This is a genomic window from Allofournierella sp. (genome assembly GCF_048388525.1).
Taxonomy (GTDB): Bacteria; Bacillota; Clostridia; order Oscillospirales; family Ruminococcaceae; genus BQOK01.
Genome location: NZ_DBGCTQ010000075.1, coordinates 1 through 14,466 on the forward strand (window position 1 = coordinate 1; position 14,466 = coordinate 14,466).

General features: G+C 61.1%; 18 protein-coding genes. 10 read left to right on the forward strand and 8 right to left on the reverse strand.

The features are described 5' to 3' along the window. The 4 genes from ACMLHZ_RS09670 to ACMLHZ_RS09685 all read right to left on the reverse strand — a co-directional run. The coding region (locus ACMLHZ_RS09670; RefSeq protein ID WP_418667523.1) for a hypothetical protein at positions 1-221 on the reverse strand (221 nt) is incomplete at its 3' end. Further along, entirely contained in the window at positions 222-812 is a 591-nt protein-coding gene (scpB, locus tag ACMLHZ_RS09675) for an SMC-Scp complex subunit ScpB (protein ID WP_418455472.1), read from the reverse strand. Between the two features lie 4 nt (positions 813-816). Next, the gene (locus tag ACMLHZ_RS09680; RefSeq protein WP_418667524.1) at positions 817-1,533 is read right to left on the reverse strand and encodes a segregation and condensation protein A; all 717 of its coding nucleotides are present in this window, start codon (positions 1,531-1,533) and stop codon (positions 817-819) included. 24 nt (positions 1,534-1,557) lie between these two features. Continuing rightward, complete coding sequence (locus ACMLHZ_RS09685) at positions 1,558-2,241, reverse strand: site-2 protease family protein (protein WP_418667525.1); 684 nt, start codon at positions 2,239-2,241, stop codon at positions 1,558-1,560. A 183-nt stretch (positions 2,242-2,424) separates the two neighbouring features. On the opposite strand from ACMLHZ_RS09685, the gene rpmB reads away from it, so the two are divergent. From rpmB to ACMLHZ_RS09700, 3 genes are all read left to right on the forward strand, one after another. Beyond that, positions 2,425-2,613 (forward strand): 50S ribosomal protein L28, encoded by a 189-nt coding sequence (gene rpmB, locus ACMLHZ_RS09690; protein WP_177521756.1) that lies wholly within the window; start codon positions 2,425-2,427, stop codon positions 2,611-2,613. Positions 2,614-2,807: 194 nt separating this feature from the next. Then, entirely contained in the window at positions 2,808-3,224 is a 417-nt protein-coding gene (locus ACMLHZ_RS09695) for a YjdF family protein (protein WP_418667526.1), read from the forward strand. Between the two features lie 220 nt (positions 3,225-3,444). Beyond that, entirely contained in the window at positions 3,445-3,792 is a 348-nt protein-coding gene (locus ACMLHZ_RS09700; RefSeq protein ID WP_418667527.1) for a hypothetical protein, read from the forward strand. 55 nt (positions 3,793-3,847) lie between these two features. Here ACMLHZ_RS09700 and ACMLHZ_RS09705 read toward each other — a convergent pair whose 3' ends face one another. The 4 genes from ACMLHZ_RS09705 to ACMLHZ_RS09720 all read right to left on the reverse strand — a co-directional run bounded on the left by ACMLHZ_RS09705 (position 3,848) and on the right by ACMLHZ_RS09720 (position 8,654). Then, positions 3,848-5,545: an ABC transporter ATP-binding protein gene (locus ACMLHZ_RS09705; protein ID WP_418667528.1), complete on the reverse strand. Its 1,698-nt coding sequence runs from the start codon at positions 5,543-5,545 to the stop codon at positions 3,848-3,850. Positions 5,546-5,683: 138 nt separating this feature from the next. Beyond that, positions 5,684-6,730 (reverse strand): ArsR/SmtB family transcription factor, encoded by a 1,047-nt coding sequence (locus tag ACMLHZ_RS09710; RefSeq protein WP_418667529.1) that lies wholly within the window; start codon positions 6,728-6,730, stop codon positions 5,684-5,686. Between the two features lie 125 nt (positions 6,731-6,855). Next, complete coding sequence (locus tag ACMLHZ_RS09715; RefSeq protein WP_418667530.1) at positions 6,856-7,374, reverse strand: methyltransferase family protein; 519 nt, start codon at positions 7,372-7,374, stop codon at positions 6,856-6,858. 218 nt (positions 7,375-7,592) lie between these two features. After that, positions 7,593-8,654 (reverse strand): PTS transporter subunit IIC, encoded by a 1,062-nt coding sequence (locus ACMLHZ_RS09720; RefSeq protein WP_418667531.1) that lies wholly within the window; start codon positions 8,652-8,654, stop codon positions 7,593-7,595. Positions 8,655-8,871: 217 nt separating this feature from the next. Here ACMLHZ_RS09720 and ACMLHZ_RS09725 point away from each other — a divergent pair, with 217 nt between their 5' ends. The 7 genes from ACMLHZ_RS09725 (at position 8,872) to ACMLHZ_RS09755 (ending at position 14,419) form a co-directional block, all read left to right on the forward strand. Beyond that, entirely contained in the window at positions 8,872-9,621 is a 750-nt protein-coding gene (locus ACMLHZ_RS09725; RefSeq protein ID WP_418667532.1) for a hypothetical protein, read from the forward strand. A 191-nt stretch (positions 9,622-9,812) separates the two neighbouring features. Further along, positions 9,813-10,625, forward strand: coding sequence for a transporter substrate-binding domain-containing protein (locus ACMLHZ_RS09730; RefSeq protein WP_418667533.1), 813 nt, complete (start codon positions 9,813-9,815; stop codon positions 10,623-10,625). A 100-nt stretch (positions 10,626-10,725) separates the two neighbouring features. Beyond that, positions 10,726-11,373, forward strand: coding sequence for an amino acid ABC transporter permease (locus tag ACMLHZ_RS09735; RefSeq protein ID WP_418667534.1), 648 nt, complete (start codon positions 10,726-10,728; stop codon positions 11,371-11,373). Between the two features lie 5 nt (positions 11,374-11,378). Then, positions 11,379-12,152: an amino acid ABC transporter ATP-binding protein gene (locus ACMLHZ_RS09740; protein WP_418667535.1), complete on the forward strand. Its 774-nt coding sequence runs from the start codon at positions 11,379-11,381 to the stop codon at positions 12,150-12,152. Between the two features lie 175 nt (positions 12,153-12,327). Further along, positions 12,328-13,314 carry a diaminopimelate dehydrogenase gene (locus tag ACMLHZ_RS09745; RefSeq protein ID WP_418667536.1) on the forward strand — a complete coding sequence of 329 codons (987 nt, stop codon included), beginning with the start codon at positions 12,328-12,330 and terminating at the stop codon, positions 13,312-13,314. Between the two features lie 51 nt (positions 13,315-13,365). Beyond that, positions 13,366-14,058, forward strand: a complete 693-nt coding sequence (locus ACMLHZ_RS09750; protein ID WP_418667537.1) for an MBL fold metallo-hydrolase — start codon at positions 13,366-13,368, stop codon at positions 14,056-14,058. Next, a complete protein-coding gene (locus ACMLHZ_RS09755; RefSeq protein ID WP_418667538.1) occupies positions 14,048-14,419 on the forward strand; it encodes a VOC family protein in 372 nt (123 codons plus the stop codon). Before ACMLHZ_RS09750 ends, ACMLHZ_RS09755 begins: the two co-directional genes overlap by 11 nt. Positions 14,420-14,466: the final 47 nt, after the last annotated feature.

Consider the following 14,466-nt stretch of genomic DNA (forward strand, 5'->3'; position numbering starts at 1 on the left):
TTTCCGCCGCCTGGCGTTTTACTCTTTTTCTTTTCTGCCTTTTCTTTCCGGGGGAAAAGCCGGATGCGCACGCCAAGCACCCGCACATTGGCCCAGGTTCCCTTTTCGCCGCTCCACCCAAGCTCTGCCGTAACCGGCGCCAGCAGGGCCGCCGCCAGCAGGGCCAAGAGCCCCAGGAGGATCCACAAAAGCACCTTCAGGATCAGCCACAAAACGGCCATTTACGCCTCTCCCCTATTCTGCGGCGGCTCGGTGTTCTCGGGCAGCTCTCCGGTCTCGGCATACTGCTCCAGCGGCAGCTCGTCGCCGTGCAGCGGCGGCAGCTGCGCCAGGCTCTCCAGCCCAAAGGTGCGCAAAAACACCTCCGTGGTCCGAAAGCTCACCGGGCGGCCGGGCAAATCCAGCCGGCCCGCCTCCTCGATCAGCCCCTTTTCCAGCAGCTTCGCCACGGTGGACGAGGAATCCACCCCCCGCACCTGCTCCACAAACCCGCGGGACACCGGCTGGTTGTAGGCAATGATCGCCAGCACCTCCAGCGCCGCCTGCGAGAGCGGCGTATTGCGGCGGGTGTCCAGAATGCGCTTGACTGGCGGCGCGTACTGGTTTTTGGTGGCGAGCTGCCAGGCGTCCTCCAGCTGCAGCAGGCACAGGCCCCGGCCCGGCTCGGAATAATCGTCCCGCAGCGCCAGCAGCACCCGCTCCACCGTAGGCTGCTCGATCTCCAGCACTTCGGCCAGGCGCGCCGCTGTAACCGGCTCCGCGTGCGCAAACAGCATGGCCTCAATGGCGCCCTTGCATTCTTTCAAGTCCATAACTTCAGCTCTCCTGCGCTTTTGCATATCCCCGCCGCACAGACAGGGTCTCGTCGTCGCCAATGGTCACGCGCCCGGCGCGCACCAATTCCAGCACAGCCAAAAAGGTGGCCACGGTCTGGCTGCGGCTGTCCTGTTTGGGGAACAGGCTGCGCAGCCGGCTCACCTTGCCCGTCACCAGGCTGCGCAGCACATGCACCACCCGGCTCGCCACCGATACAAAGGGCGCGGTGACCAACGGTTCAAAGCGCTCCTGGTTGGGCTGGGCCCTGCGCAGCCCGCGCCCCATCAGGGCGTTCCACGCCTGCTCCAGCAAAAAGGGCTCGTGCTTCAGGGTGTAGGTATTGTCAAACTCCATCTGCATCGGTTCGCGCACCGCCGCAAACGTGCGGGCCGCCGCCTCGCCCATTTTCTTCGCGATCTCCTTGCAGGCGCTGTATTCGATCAGCTGGCCGGTCAGTTCCTCTTTCATTCGCTCGGCTTCCTCGCTGCGGGGCAGCAAAAGAAAGCTCTTCATCTGCACCAGGCGGGCGGCCATCTCGATAAATTCGCTGGCCACCTCCAGCCTGCCCGTGGCAAGCGTGTCGATCAGCGCCGTATACTGGTCGATCAGGTCCAGGATCGCCACCTCGTAAAGGTTCATTTTGTTTTTGCTCACCAGATACAGCAGCAGATCCAGCGGGCCTTCAAACTCTTCCAGTTTAAAAGTAAGGGTCTCCATGTGCAGCTCTTTTCTCTTTTAATATCACACGCTCACGCCGGAGGCGGCCCGCAGCAGCAGGTCCACAAAACCGGTAAGCTTTAACAGCAGGTTCAGCACCCAGTTGTTCACAAGGGCCAGCGGCCGGTCGAACACCCCCAGCAGCAGCAATGCGGCCATGGCAAAAAAGATATAGCGCTCGTACTGCATTACCTTGAAATACAGCCGCCTTGGCAGAAACACCAGCAGCATGCGGCTGCCATCCAGCGGGGGCAGCGGGATCAGGTTGAACACCGCCAGCGAAACGTTCATCAGCACCATATATAAGGTGAACAGATACAAAAGGTCCGAAAAAATGCCGCCGGGCAGCGCCGGGTAAAAAAACAGCACCAGCTTGTACACAATGGTGGCCACGAACGCCAGCAGCAGATTGGAAACGGGCCCCGCCGCCGCGCTGAGGGCCATGCCGGCCTTGGGGTTTTTAAAGCGGGCCGGGTTCACCCCCACAGGTTTTGCCCAGCCGAAGCCCGCCACGATCATGCACAGCGCGCCGATGGGGTCAAAGTGCGCCAGCGGGTTCAGGGTGAGCCTGCCCGCGTCCTTTGCGGTGGTGTCGCCCAGCTTGGCGCTCACAAAAGCGTGGGCGGCCTCGTGCACCGGGATCACGATCAGCATCACCAGCGCCCGGGCAAGGTAACTCAAGATCTGCGTTGTGCTGAGCAGCCCCATGCGGCAGCCTCCTTTGATTCGTTTTTGCACATATTACGTTTTATTATACCGGTTTTGGATCGCTTACACAAGTGAATTGTAATTTTACCGGGCTTTTGTGCAGATATTTCAAAAAATCGCTTGCAATTTTGTGCAGGGTCTGATATTATATTTTAGCGACTTGATTATGAGGAGGTGCAGCAAATGGCAAAGTGCGATTGTTGTGGCAAGGGCGTTTCCTTCGGCATTCAGGTGTCCCATTCTCACCGGCGTTCCAACCGGACCTGGAAGCCCAATGTGAAGCGTGTTAAGGCTATCGTAGACGGTTCTCCGAAGTACATCTACGCCTGCACCCGTTGCCTGCGCTCGGGCAAGGTTACCCGCGCGATCTGATTGATGCAGCAAAGCAAAATGGCCGGTCACATTTGTGGCCGGCTTTTTGTTTTGCCTCCCTTTGTGCTATAATGGCGCTGCAGGGATAAAAACACACTTTGGTTGGTAGTCCAAAGGCGGCGGCGCACCGCAAGTAGCCCTCCCCCTCCCGGGGTCGTCCGTTCCCTGAGTTTATTTTTAGGGAGGAACGCGCAATGGACACAGGTTATCTTTCGCTCACCGTTTATTTCGAGGCGCCCTTTTGGGTGGGCGTGGTGCAGCGGCACTGCCAGGGAAAGCTCACCGCCGCAAAAACCACCTTTGGGGCTGAACCAAGCGACCAGGAGGTTTGGCAGTGGGTGCTGGAGCGCTGGCACACGCTGCGCTTCTCGCCCGCAGTAAAGGCACCCGTTCCCTGGCGGCCGGCAAGCCCCAAGCGGGCCCAGCGGCAAGCCGCCCAGGCACTGGCGCAGCACGGGGTGGGCACCAAGGCCCAACAGGCGCTTGCTGCTCAGCGCGGGCAGAACAAGGAAAAACGGCAGAAAGAACAAAAGCAGCGCCGGCAGGCGCTGGCCGAACAGACGTTTTTGCTGCGCCGGCAAAAACGTCTGGAAAAGCACCGGGGCCGTTAACGGCCACAGAACAATGATGCCCCCGCAGCGGTTTGCTGCGGGGGCATCATTGTTCTGTTTTAGCCACAAGTTAATGGGTTATAACGGCAATCATTCTCTTGAAAATTTCAAAAAGCATTTATTTTTTGAAATTGGAATGTATCCATTCCCATATTTTCATTTCCTTTCTGATAAAATCAATACGGCACCCACAAATTCATATTGATTTTAGGAGGTTGACATGTCTGATAAGTTGGAGCGCTCTGTTCCGATGGAACCCCATACAAAAAACACGCAAAATGGCACCGATCAAAATTTTTACGAATTCCAGCAGCGCCTTAGAGAAGCTCCTGCAGAAGCGCAAAGGGTCGTTCTCTGGATAATCGAGAACATCGACTTTGTAGAAGAATTGACCCGTGAGCCCATCCCCGAGGCTGAGCTCACGCGGCATTTGGAAGAAGCCAGACAAAAGAAAGACTATCTTCTATGGGCCCTGTGTTTCTACAGCCAGCAAAAAAGCCGTTGTCAACCCGAAAACCAAACCGACGATCCGGCAAATTGTAAAGCGCAGGAAATCAACTCTTTATAAACCGAAATATAAACGGCACCGATGATAAAATCACCGGTGCCGTTTTAAGGTCAATTTATACCTGCGCCGCGGCGTGCACGCCGCAGAATGCGCGAAACGCCTCGTTTTCCTGGTGCAGGTCGGCAAAACCGCCAGCGCCCTGCGCCGCACCGCCCTTTAAGAACAGCACCTGGTCGTAGCTTCCCAGCAGCTCCGGATCCAGCTTGTGGGTGATGGTAATCAAGGTCAGTTCCGGCACCGCCAGCAGCTGCTGCTCAATGTCCATAGCCGTTTGCAGGTCCACCGCGCTGGTGCCCTCGTCCAGGATCAGCAGCGGTGTTTTGCGGATCAGCGCCCGGGCAATGGCAACGCGCTGGCGCTGCCCGCCCGAAAGGTTGGCCCCGTTTTCCCCCACCGGTGAATCCAGCCCGGCGGGAGTCTGCGGCAAAAACTTCGCCACGCCGGAAAGCCGCAGCGCCTGTTCCAGTTCCTCCTGCGAAAACTCTTCGCCCAGGCAGATGTTGTAACGGATGCTCTCGTCAAACATGGTCACGTTCTGGTGGATCACCGCCGCCATGCGCTGCAGCGCCTCCACATCCAGCCCGCGCAGCTCCTCTCCGTCGTAGCAAATGGCGCCGTCGTACCCGGCGTAGCAGCCGGTGAGCAGCCGGATCAGGCTGGTCTTGCCGCACCCGCTCTCGCCCACCACCGCATATTTTTTGCCCCGCTCAAACCCGCACCAAAGGCCCTGCAGCACCGGCTGGCCCGGTTCATAGCAAAAGCGCAGGTCCCGCACCTCGATCCCCTGGCGGAAGGTGGGCGCCTTTGCCCCGGTAAAGTCCGCCGGCTCATAATCGGCCAGCCCTTCCAGCCGCTCCAGCACCGGCTTCATGCTTTTTACCTTGGGCAGGTTTTGCAGCAACGCCATCACCGGCTGGATGAATGTGCCGCTCAGCTGGATAAACGCGATCACGGCGCCCATGGTGATCCGGCCCTTCAGCAGCAAAAACGCCGCCAAAAAAATCACCGCGAACTGGGTCAGCGCGGCCAGCATCTGCGACAGGGTCTGGTTGGCGGCAAACAGGCGGTCCGCCGCGTACTTTGCGTCCGCCGCCGCCTCGTTTTCCCGTTCAAAACTTTTCCCCGCCGCTTTTTTCATTCCATACGCCCGGATCACCTCGTACCCGGAAAACAGATCCTTCAGCTTTGCGGTAAACACCGCCATCTGCTGCGAATACCCCTCCTGCCTGTTCTCCAGCGCCTTGCCGTACAGCGAGGGCACCAGGAACATCACCACCAGCCCCACCCCCAGGCAGGCGGTGACCAGCGGGCTCAAGTACAGCAGCAGCCCAAGGGTCACCAAAAACATCACCGCGCTCTCCACGGTGAGCAGCAGCGGCTGGATGTAATTCTCCTCTACCTGCTTTATGTCGTTGGTCAGCGCCGAGATATAATCCGCCGTGTTGTGCTCGGTGTAGTCCTCGTACCCGCGGCGGAACACCCCCTGGAATACCCGGCGGCGCAGCAACAGTGTGATGCGCCTGATCAGCTTTTTGCCCAGCAGCTCGTAAATCCAATACAGGCTCCCCAGGGCGGCCAGATACAGCAGGGCGGCCAGCAGCACCTTTAAAAATCCATCCATGTCCCCGGCCAGGGCCACGTCGGTGATCCTCTGCAAAAACAGTGCCAGCAGCACCATGGCGCTCGACGCCGCCACCCCGGCAAGCGCGGTGAGCGCCAGCAGCCCCTTGTTCTTCTTCATGCATTCTTTCAAGCTTTTTCTCCCCCTTATTCCGGATGGCACAAAGCATAGCATAATATTAGATATATGTCAAACTATATATAAAATATTTTATAATTCATCAAACAAAAAAACGCACCCCGAAGGGTGCGCCCGCAAATCGTTTTTCCTTTATTTTTCCGTGCCACCAAAGCGGCGGCACAGCGCCCCGGCCACCTCCTCCACCGCCCGCTCCTTCACGCTGCAATAGAGGCGCTTGTCCTCCTGGCGCATTTCCAGCAGCCCGGCGGTGAGCAGCAGGTCTAAATGGTGCGAGATGGTGGCGGGGGTCAGCCCCAGCTTTTGGGCCAGCTCAGCGTTGTAGCTGCCGCCCGGCCGCCGCAGCTCATCCATGATCGCCAGCCGCGTTTTGTCTCCCAGGGCTTTCAGGCGCGCGGCCAGCATCTGGTCCGCCTCGCCCTTGCCCTGCGCCAGCTCCATCAGCGGCTCGCACAGCAGCCCGCAATAGCCCACCTCGTCCACTAGCAGCAGGCCGAAGGCGATCGCCAGGCTGGGCCACACGCTTGTCACGTTCTGCGGCTTTTTCACAAAGTAAGCGCCGCCCAGGCGCAGGGGGTCGGTGCCCATCCCGCCGATCATCGCCTGCAGCGGCTTTGCCACCGCCTGCTGCGCCTTTTTTTGGGCGGGCAGGTTGCGCTCCAGCAGGGCCGCCATGCGCAAAAACGAGGGCACCGGATCGCACAGCAGCTCAAAGGCCCGCCAGCGGTCCGCTTCGTCCAGGTCCATTTTCCGCACCAGTTCCAGCAGCGCGCCGGCGTCCCGCAGGGTTTCTCCCAGGGGCAGCTTCCATTCCTCCTCAAAATAAACGCCGCAGGCGTGCACGCAGCTTTCGGTCAGGCGGCGGGCGTCCCAATCTTTTCGTTCCACCTGGCTGGGATCCTGCAAAAAAGGCAGGACCCGCATAAAAAATACGGCATAGCTGCCCTGCAGCAGCTCCTTGTCGCCCGGTTCCAGCTTTTGATTTTCCGCAAACACCCGGAAGTATTTATCGTAAGCTTTCCCGTGCCGCGCATAAAACGCCTCCCCCTCCAGCCCAAACTCGTTCAGATGCCGGATCGTTTCCTCCCGCACAAAACGCGCATCGCCCTGCGCGCAGAGCAGCAGCAGGCTCGCTGTCTCAAACAGCGGGTCCAGCCGGTCGTATATTTTATATCCCACAACCGCGCCTCTTTTCTCAAAATTTCAAAACCCTTCCCGCCTGTTCGACCGCCCGGGCAAAGTTCCATTCCCCCATCACCGCGATCCTGGACGCCGTTCCTGTGAAAGGGCTTTTCGGCCCTTTTTTAAATATAACGCCGCACCCGTTTCATGTAAGCCCTGTATTCTTCTCCAAACTGCGCCGCGCACCATCTTTCCTCCGAGAGCACGATCCAGTGCCCCGCGGTCTGGAATACCAGCAGCGCTGCAAAAAGCAGCAAGGAACGCGCCAGCACAGCGCAGCCCAGAAAATCCAAAAAATATCCCACGTACATCGGGTTGCGGGAAAGCTTATAGACCCCGGCCGTGTTCAGCCCTTTTTCATCCGGTCTGGCAAAGGCGGCGGTGGTGGCGGCAAGAACCGCTATGCCTGCAATGTACACGCCAAGCCCCGCCCAGAACAGCGGCGGCGCAGCCTGCACCTTCAAAAAGGCCGGATACAGGATCAAAAAGAGATTGGAGACCTGATAAAAAAGGTAAGCCATCCGCTCTTTTCCTTCCAGTGGGGCAAACCGCGCGGCCCGGCCCACCGCTTCCCTGTTCAGGGCGCCCAGCAGGCCGAAGCGGATCAAAAAAAGCGGGATCATCAATAAAAACGCGTTCACGCCGCACGCTCCCTTCCCAAGTTTAGCCGCTGGGGCTATTATACCATAAGCGCGCAGCGCGCATGGTATAATTGGCGCCTTCGCCGGTTGCCGCCCAAGGGGCGGCGAGGCGAACGCCCTTTAAATAAGCTATACTAACCGCACACGCGGTTAGTATACCACACCACACCGCAAAAGAACAGGCGGGCGAGGCGTTTGTGCCCCGGCCGCCGTACTTTTTATTCCGCCAGGGTCAGATCGCCCTCTTTGATCCAGCCCCTTTTGCGCAGCAGCAGCCCGAACGCCCAGCACAGCAGGGCGGGCAGCACCACGCAGATCAGCGCAAGGCCCAGCCAGTCCATGCCGGTAATGGCCGCGCGGGTGCCCGCAGCCACCTCGTTTGCCCAGCCGGTGTACACCCCGATGGGGCCCACCAGCCCGCAGGTGCCCATGCCGGAAGAAACCGCCGGGCCGTTCATCTCCAGCCGGAACACGCAGGTGGCCAGCGGCCCCGTGATGGCGCTGGTCAAAATGGCCGGAAGCCAGATGCGCGGATTTTTCAGAATGTTGCCCATCTGCAGCATCGAGGTTCCCAGCCCCTGGCTCACAAGGCCGCCCCAGCGGTTCTCGCGGAACGAAAGCACCGCAAAACCCACCATCTGGGCGCAGCAGCCCGCCACCGCCGCGCCGCCGGCCAGCCCTGTGAGCGAGAGCGCGGCGCAGATCGCCGCCGACGAGATGGGCAGCGTCAGCGCAATGCCGATAACCACGCTCACCACAATGCCCATCAGCAGGGGTTGCAGCTCGGTGGCCCACATGATCACCGCCCCCACGCCGGAGGCCGCCGCGCCAATGGCGGGCGCCCACCAGACCGACAGCACCACCCCCACAAAGATGGTCACGAAGGGGGTGACCAAAATATCCACCTTTGTTTCTTTCGACACCAGCTTGCCCGCCTCGCAGGCCAGAATGGTCACCACCAGCACCGCCAGCGGGCCGCCAGCGCCGCCCAGGGCGTTTGCCGCCGCCCCCACCGTGATCAGCGAGAACAGCACCAGCGCCGGGGCCTGCAGCGCAAAGCCGATGCTCACCGCCATGGCGGGGCCCGCCACGCCGGTGGCATAACCGCCCAATTCGTTGAACAGGCCCAACCCCAGCTGCGTGCCCAGCGTGTTCAGAATGGTGCCGATCAGCAGCGAGGCAAACAGCCCCTGCGCCATGGCCCCCAGCGCGTCCACCCCGTAGCGCTTGGCGCTGATCTCCACATTCTTTTTGTGCAAAAAGTTTTTTACCGCATCCATGTTCCTCTTCCCCTTTTCCCTCACCGCGCCCTTTGCCGGGCGCGCATTTCCTTTAATTGTACTCGCCCGGTGATCTTTGTCAAGAAAATCGCAGGGCACTTGCCGCCCTTCGCCGCCTCTGGTATACTGGTAAAAACAGCCGGCGGCCCTACTCTGAAAAAGCGCTTCTCCGTTTTTTGCGCGGGGCGGCCGGCCGCGATCTTTGGGAGGCCCTTTTATGCAAACAAGCTATTATAAAGAATACAGCCGTTTTTTAAAGCGCGAGATGGAATTCAAGGTCTACGGCCACGCCGGGCAGCCATGCCTGGCGCTCCCGTGCGAGGGCGGCCGCTTTTACGACTGGGAGGACCGCGGCCTTGCGCCCTCTCTCGCCCCTTTTATCGAGGGCGGGCAGCTTCAGCTTTTTTGTGCCGACGGCGTGGACGGCGAGAGCTGGCTCTCCGTGGGGGAAGGCCGGCCGCGCGCTGAAATGCAGGAGCGGTGGTTCAATTATCTCTGCGGCGAGCTTGCGCCGCGCGCGCTCGGGCTTGCCGGCGAAGCGGGCCGGGGCGATCGCCGCCTGCTCACAATGGGCGCGGGGCTCGGCGCGCTGCACGCCGTGAGCCTGTATCTGCGGCGGCCCGCCCTTTTCTGCGGCGCGGTGGGCCTCTCGGGCAGCTACAAAGCGGGGGGCTGGTTCGGCGGGTATTCCGATGATCTGACCCTGCGCAGCAGCCCGGTGGACCTTTTGCGCCTGCTCCCCCGTGAAAAGCTCCCCACGGGCGGCCCCCTGCTTCTCTGCTGCGGGCAGGGCCCCTACGAGGAGCGCTTTCTGGCCGAAACGCGCGAGCTGGCGGCGGCCCTTGCAGCCCGCCAGGTGCCCCATACCCTGGAGCTGTGGGGCACCGACTCCGCGCACGACTGGCCTTGGTGGCAAAAGCAGCTGCCCATTTTTGTGGGGCGCGCCTTGGCCGCTCTGGGCGCTTAATCTCCTTTTCTTTCTTGGCAGGCCGCATGTGCGGCCTGCTTTTTTGTGCGTATCCGCCAACCTCCGCCGGCCCGACGCCCCGTTTTTCCGGCGTTTTAGAAAACTTTGCAAAAAAGCCTTGCCCTTTTCGCTCTGTCATGCTATTATTCTACTGTGCTAAATTACTAAAGCATCAGAGGAGGGGTTTACTCATGAAAAAGATCGTTTCCTTTTTGGCGGCCGCCGCTCTGGCGGCGGGCATGCTCACTGGCTGCGGCCAGACCGGCGAATCCGATTGGAAGTACGTGCAGGACAAAGGCACCCTGAAGATCGGCATCACCCTGTTCGACCCCATGAATTATTACGACCCGCAGGATCCCCAAAAGCTCATCGGCTTCGACACCGAACTGGCCGAGGCGGTGTGCGCCAAGCTGGGCGTGACCCCCGAGTTTGTGGAGATCGACTGGGATCAAAAAACGGTGGAACTGCAAAGCAAAAGCATCGACTGCATCTGGAACGGCATGACCATTCTGGATGATCTCAAAGAGAGCATCGACTTTTCTGTTCCCTACAGCGGCAACATGCAGGTGTGCGTGATCAACAAGGCCAATGCCTCGGTCTACACCACTCTCGAAAGCATGGCCGGCGCCCGCTTTGTGGCCGAAGCCGAGAGCGCGGGCGCCAAAAGCGTTGAGGGCAGCGAGGCCCTCAAAGGCGCGCAGCTTACCGCCGTGCAGGCCCAGCGCGACACCCTGCTGGAGCTCAAATCCGGCACGGCGGACGTGGCCGTGATCGACGCGGTCATGGCCTACGCCTCGGTGGGCGAGGGCACCAGCTACAGCGACCTCATGGTGGTGGAGGGCATCGAGCTCTCCAAGGAGGAATACGGCATCGGCTTCCGCAAGGGCAGCGATATCACCGCCAAGGTGAACGACGCGCTGCAGCAGCTGGCAAACGACGGCACCGTTGCCGCGCTGGCCGAAAAATATCCCTCGGTGCTTCCCCTGCTGGAAGCCAAGGGCTAAGATCAAACACTTAAACGCCTAAACGCCGCCCGGGCACGCCCGGGCGGCCCTCGTGTGAATACGGCGGCCCTGTGCCGCCCTTGCAAGGAGTATCCCACCCATGTCGTTTTTACAGGTTACGCTGGAACTGCTTCAGGGCTTCAAAACCACCTGCCTGATCTTTGCCGTCACGCTGGCCGCCTCGCTGCCGCTGGGCCTCGTGGTCTGCCTGGGTTCCATGAGCCGTTTTGCCCCCCTGCGCTGGCTCACCCGCACCTTTATCTGGGTGATCCGGGGCACCCCGCTCATGCTCCAGGTCCTGGTGGTCTTTTATGTGCCGGGCCTCGCGTTCGGCATGCCCATGCACAACCGCCTGGCCGCGGTGCTGGCGGCGTTCATCATCAATTACGCCGCCTATTTTTCCGAGATTTACCGCGGCGGCATCGAGGGCATTCCCCAGGGCCAGTGGGAGGCCGGGCAGGTGCTGGGCATGACCCGCGCCCAGATCTTTGGGCGCATCGTGCTGCTGCAGGTCACCAAGCGCATCCTCCCCCCCATGAGCAACGAGATCATCACCCTGGTCAAGGACACCAGCCTTGCCCGGGTCATCGCGGTGGGCGAATTGATCCGCGCCGCGCAGGACATCGCCGCCCAGCGCGCCCTGGTCTGGCCGCTGTTTTACACCGGCGTGTTCTATCTGGCGTTCAGCGGCCTTTTGACCCTTCTGTTCGGTTGGGCCGAAAAGAAATTAAACTATTACAAGGGGTGACGGGCATGGCAATCCTGGAAGTAAAGGGCCTGTGCAAGCGGTTCGGCGGGCTGGAGGTCTTAAACGGCATCGACCTCACGCTGGACCAGGGTCAGGTGCTCTCGATCATCGGTTCCTCCGGCAGCGGCAAGACCACCCTTCTGCGCTGCCTCAATTTTCTCGAACGCCCGGACGCGGGCGAATTGTACGTGGCCGGGCAGGAGCTTTGGGGCCCCGCCTGCACCCAGCCTTTGCGCCAGCGCAGGCTGCACTTCGGGCTGGTGTTCCAAAATTTTAACCTTTTCCCGCAGTATACCGTACTGCGCAACGTCACCCTTGCAATGGATCTTCTGGCAAAAGAGCGTCGAGGAAAATCCGCGGCGCGGCAGGCCGCGGCCGAAAACGAGCAAAAGGCCCGGGAGCTGCTGGGTCGGGTGGGCCTGGCCGACAAGCTGCAGAACTACCCTTTCCAGCTCTCGGGCGGGCAGCAGCAGCGGGTGGCCATTGCCCGTGCGCTGGCGCTGGAGCCGGATATCCTCTGCTTCGACGAACCCACCAGCGCCCTGGACCCTGAGCTCACCGGCGAGGTGCTGCGGGTCATCCGCAGCCTGAAAAGCAGCCGCACTACCATGATCGTGGTCACCCACGAGATGGAATTTGCAAAGGGCGTGTCCGACCAGGTCATCTTCATGGCGGACGGCGTCATCGAGGAGCAGGGCCCCCCCGCTCAGGTGTTCGGTGCCCCCCAAAGCCCCAAGACCCGCGCGTTTCTCCGCCGCAGCCTCGAACAGGTGGGCTAGCGGCTCCGGGCGCGCCCTGGCTCTGCCCGTTCTTTCCCGCAGGCTGGCCCCGGGCCGGGATAAATTCCCGCCCGGGGGCCAGTTTTTTCTTGTCAGGGGGCGCAGCGTGTGCTATTCTTGTAACGTAAAAACGGGCGCGCCCCGCTTTTGAATGCATTGAGTGGAGGGAAATACTATGAGTATCCGCATTGGCATCATGGGTTACGGCAACCTGGGCCGCGGGGTGGAGTGCGCGGTGCGCCAAAACCCGGACATGGAGCTTGCCGCCATCTTTACCCGCCGTGACCCCGCAGGGGTCCATCCCCTGACCCCCGGCGCAAACGTTCTGCCCGCCGAAAAGGCCGAGGCCATGAAAGACGCAGTCGACGTACTGATCCTGTGCGGCGGCAGCGCCACCGACCTCCCCGCACAGACCCCGCACTTTGCCCAGTGGTTCACCGTGATCGACAGCTTCGATACCCATGCCAGGATCCCCGAGCATTTTGCCGCCGTGGACGCGGCCACCCGCGCCGCCGGCACGCTGGGCGTTATCTCGGTGGGCTGGGACCCCGGCCTGTTCTCGCTGAACCGGGCGTATGCCGCGGCGGTGCTGCCCCAGGGCGAGAGCTATACCTTCTGGGGCAAAGGCGTCAGCCAGGGCCACTCAGACGCCATCCGCCGCATCGAGGGCGTGCTGGACGCGCGGCAGTATACCATTCCGGTAGAAAGCGCTCTGGCCGCCGTGCGGGCAGGCAGCCAGCCCGCCCTTACCACCCGGCAAAAGCACACCCGCGAGTGCTTTGTGGTGGCCGCCCCCGGCGCCGATCTTGCCCGCATCGAGCGCGAGATCAAACAAATGCCCAACTATTTTGCCGATTACGACACCACCGTTCATTTCATCACCGCCCAGCAGCTGGCGGCCGGGCACGCAGGCCTGCCCCACGGCGGCACGGTGCTGCGCTCAGGCCGCACCGGCTGGGAAAATGAGCACAGCCATGTGGTGGAATACAGCCTTAAGCTGGATTCCAACCCCGAATTCACCTCCAGCGTCATCGTGGCCTATGCCCGCGCCGCTTACCGGCTGCGCCAGGCGGGCGAGACCGGCTGCCGCACCGTGCTGGACATCGCCCCCGCCCTGCTCAGCCCCCTTCCGGCAGACGAACTGCGCCGCGAACTGCTCTGACCCGCGCCCCTTTCCGGGCGGCCCGCAAGCTTAAAAGGAGGTCCGCGCGCCATGAAAGTGACCCATCTCTATCACAGCGGCTTTTTGGTGGAATTGAAGCACACCCTGCTTTTGTTTGACTGGTACAAGGGCCAGTTGCCCCCGCTGAACGCCCAAAAACCGCTGTACGTGTTCGTCTCGCACGTTCACCCCGACCACTACGACCCCGCCATCTGGAAGCTGTACAAAGAGCATCCGGCCGTGCGCTACATCCTGCACAAAAAGGTCCCGATCCACCACGGGGCGGCGCTTTTGCGGGTGGGCTCCCGCGAAACGCATTCGCTGGAGGGGCTTTCCATCCAAACCCTTCGTTCCACCGATACAGGCTGTGCCTTTGTGGTGGAAGCCGAGGGCCTGCGGTTTTATCATGCGGGCGATCTGAACTGGTGGCACTGGGAAGGCGAGAGCCAGGCCTCCAACGTCTGGCAGGACAAAGCCTTTCACGAAGAGCTGGCCCGGATCGCAGGCGCCCGGTTCGACTGCGCGTTTTTGCCTCTCGATCCCCGGCAGGAGGCGGCGGCCCCCTGGGGCTTTGTCGATTTTTTAAAGGCCTGCCCCACCGCCCACGCGTTCCCCATGCACTATTGGGATGAGCGGGCCGCCATGCTGGCCTATCTCTCGCTGCCCGCCCTGGCTCCCTTCGCAGGGCAGATCGTCACCGCCGATGTTTGGCAAACCGAAACGGAGGACCCCCATGAACTTTAAAATGATCCACGAAAACTACAATGTGCGCGACCTCGGCCGCTCGCTGGCGTTTTACCAGGAAGCCCTGGGCCTTGCGGAAGTCCGCCGCAAAGAAGCGCCGGACGGTTCCTTTATCATTGTGTATCTGGCAAACGCCGAAAGCTCCTTTGAACTCGAGCTCACCTGGCTGCGCGACCACCCCGGCGCCTACGACCTGGGCGAGTGCGAGTTCCACCTGGCCTTCCAGGCCGATGACTACGAAACCGCCCATCAAAAGCACGCCGCCATGGGCTGCATCTGCTTTGAAAATCCGGCCATGGGCATTTATTTCATCCAGGACCCGGACGGCTACTGGCTCGAAATCGTACCCCCGCACAAATGATTCAAAAGCCGAAAGGCCCCGGCGCACGCTGTGCACCGGGGCCTTTC

Excerpts from the sequence above, each read along its gene's own strand:
- ACMLHZ_RS09725 (WP_418667532.1), top strand. The coding sequence starts at position 8,872 with ATGCAAACAAGCTATTATAAAGAATACAGCCGTTTTTTAAAGCGCGAG.
- ACMLHZ_RS09730 (WP_418667533.1), top strand. The coding sequence starts at position 9,813 with ATGAAAAAGATCGTTTCCTTTTTGGCGGCCGCCGCTCTGGCGGCGGGC.
- ACMLHZ_RS09685 (WP_418667525.1), bottom strand. The coding sequence starts at position 2,241 with ATGGGGCTGCTCAGCACAACGCAGATCTTGAGTTACCTTGCCCGGGCG.
- ACMLHZ_RS09750 (WP_418667537.1), top strand. The coding sequence starts at position 13,366 with ATGAAAGTGACCCATCTCTATCACAGCGGCTTTTTGGTGGAATTGAAG.
- ACMLHZ_RS09680 (WP_418667524.1), bottom strand. The coding sequence starts at position 1,533 with ATGGAGACCCTTACTTTTAAACTGGAAGAGTTTGAAGGCCCGCTGGAT.
- ACMLHZ_RS09745 (WP_418667536.1), top strand. The coding sequence starts at position 12,328 with ATGAGTATCCGCATTGGCATCATGGGTTACGGCAACCTGGGCCGCGGG.
- ACMLHZ_RS09695 (WP_418667526.1), top strand. The coding sequence starts at position 2,808 with ATGGACACAGGTTATCTTTCGCTCACCGTTTATTTCGAGGCGCCCTTT.
- ACMLHZ_RS09700 (WP_418667527.1), top strand. The coding sequence starts at position 3,445 with ATGTCTGATAAGTTGGAGCGCTCTGTTCCGATGGAACCCCATACAAAA.
- ACMLHZ_RS09735 (WP_418667534.1), top strand. The coding sequence starts at position 10,726 with ATGTCGTTTTTACAGGTTACGCTGGAACTGCTTCAGGGCTTCAAAACC.
- ACMLHZ_RS09740 (WP_418667535.1), top strand. The coding sequence starts at position 11,379 with ATGGCAATCCTGGAAGTAAAGGGCCTGTGCAAGCGGTTCGGCGGGCTG.
- ACMLHZ_RS09720 (WP_418667531.1), bottom strand. The coding sequence starts at position 8,654 with ATGGATGCGGTAAAAAACTTTTTGCACAAAAAGAATGTGGAGATCAGC.
- ACMLHZ_RS09755 (WP_418667538.1), top strand. The coding sequence starts at position 14,048 with ATGAACTTTAAAATGATCCACGAAAACTACAATGTGCGCGACCTCGGC.
- scpB (WP_418455472.1), bottom strand. The coding sequence starts at position 812 with ATGGACTTGAAAGAATGCAAGGGCGCCATTGAGGCCATGCTGTTTGCG.
- rpmB (WP_177521756.1), top strand. The coding sequence starts at position 2,425 with ATGGCAAAGTGCGATTGTTGTGGCAAGGGCGTTTCCTTCGGCATTCAG.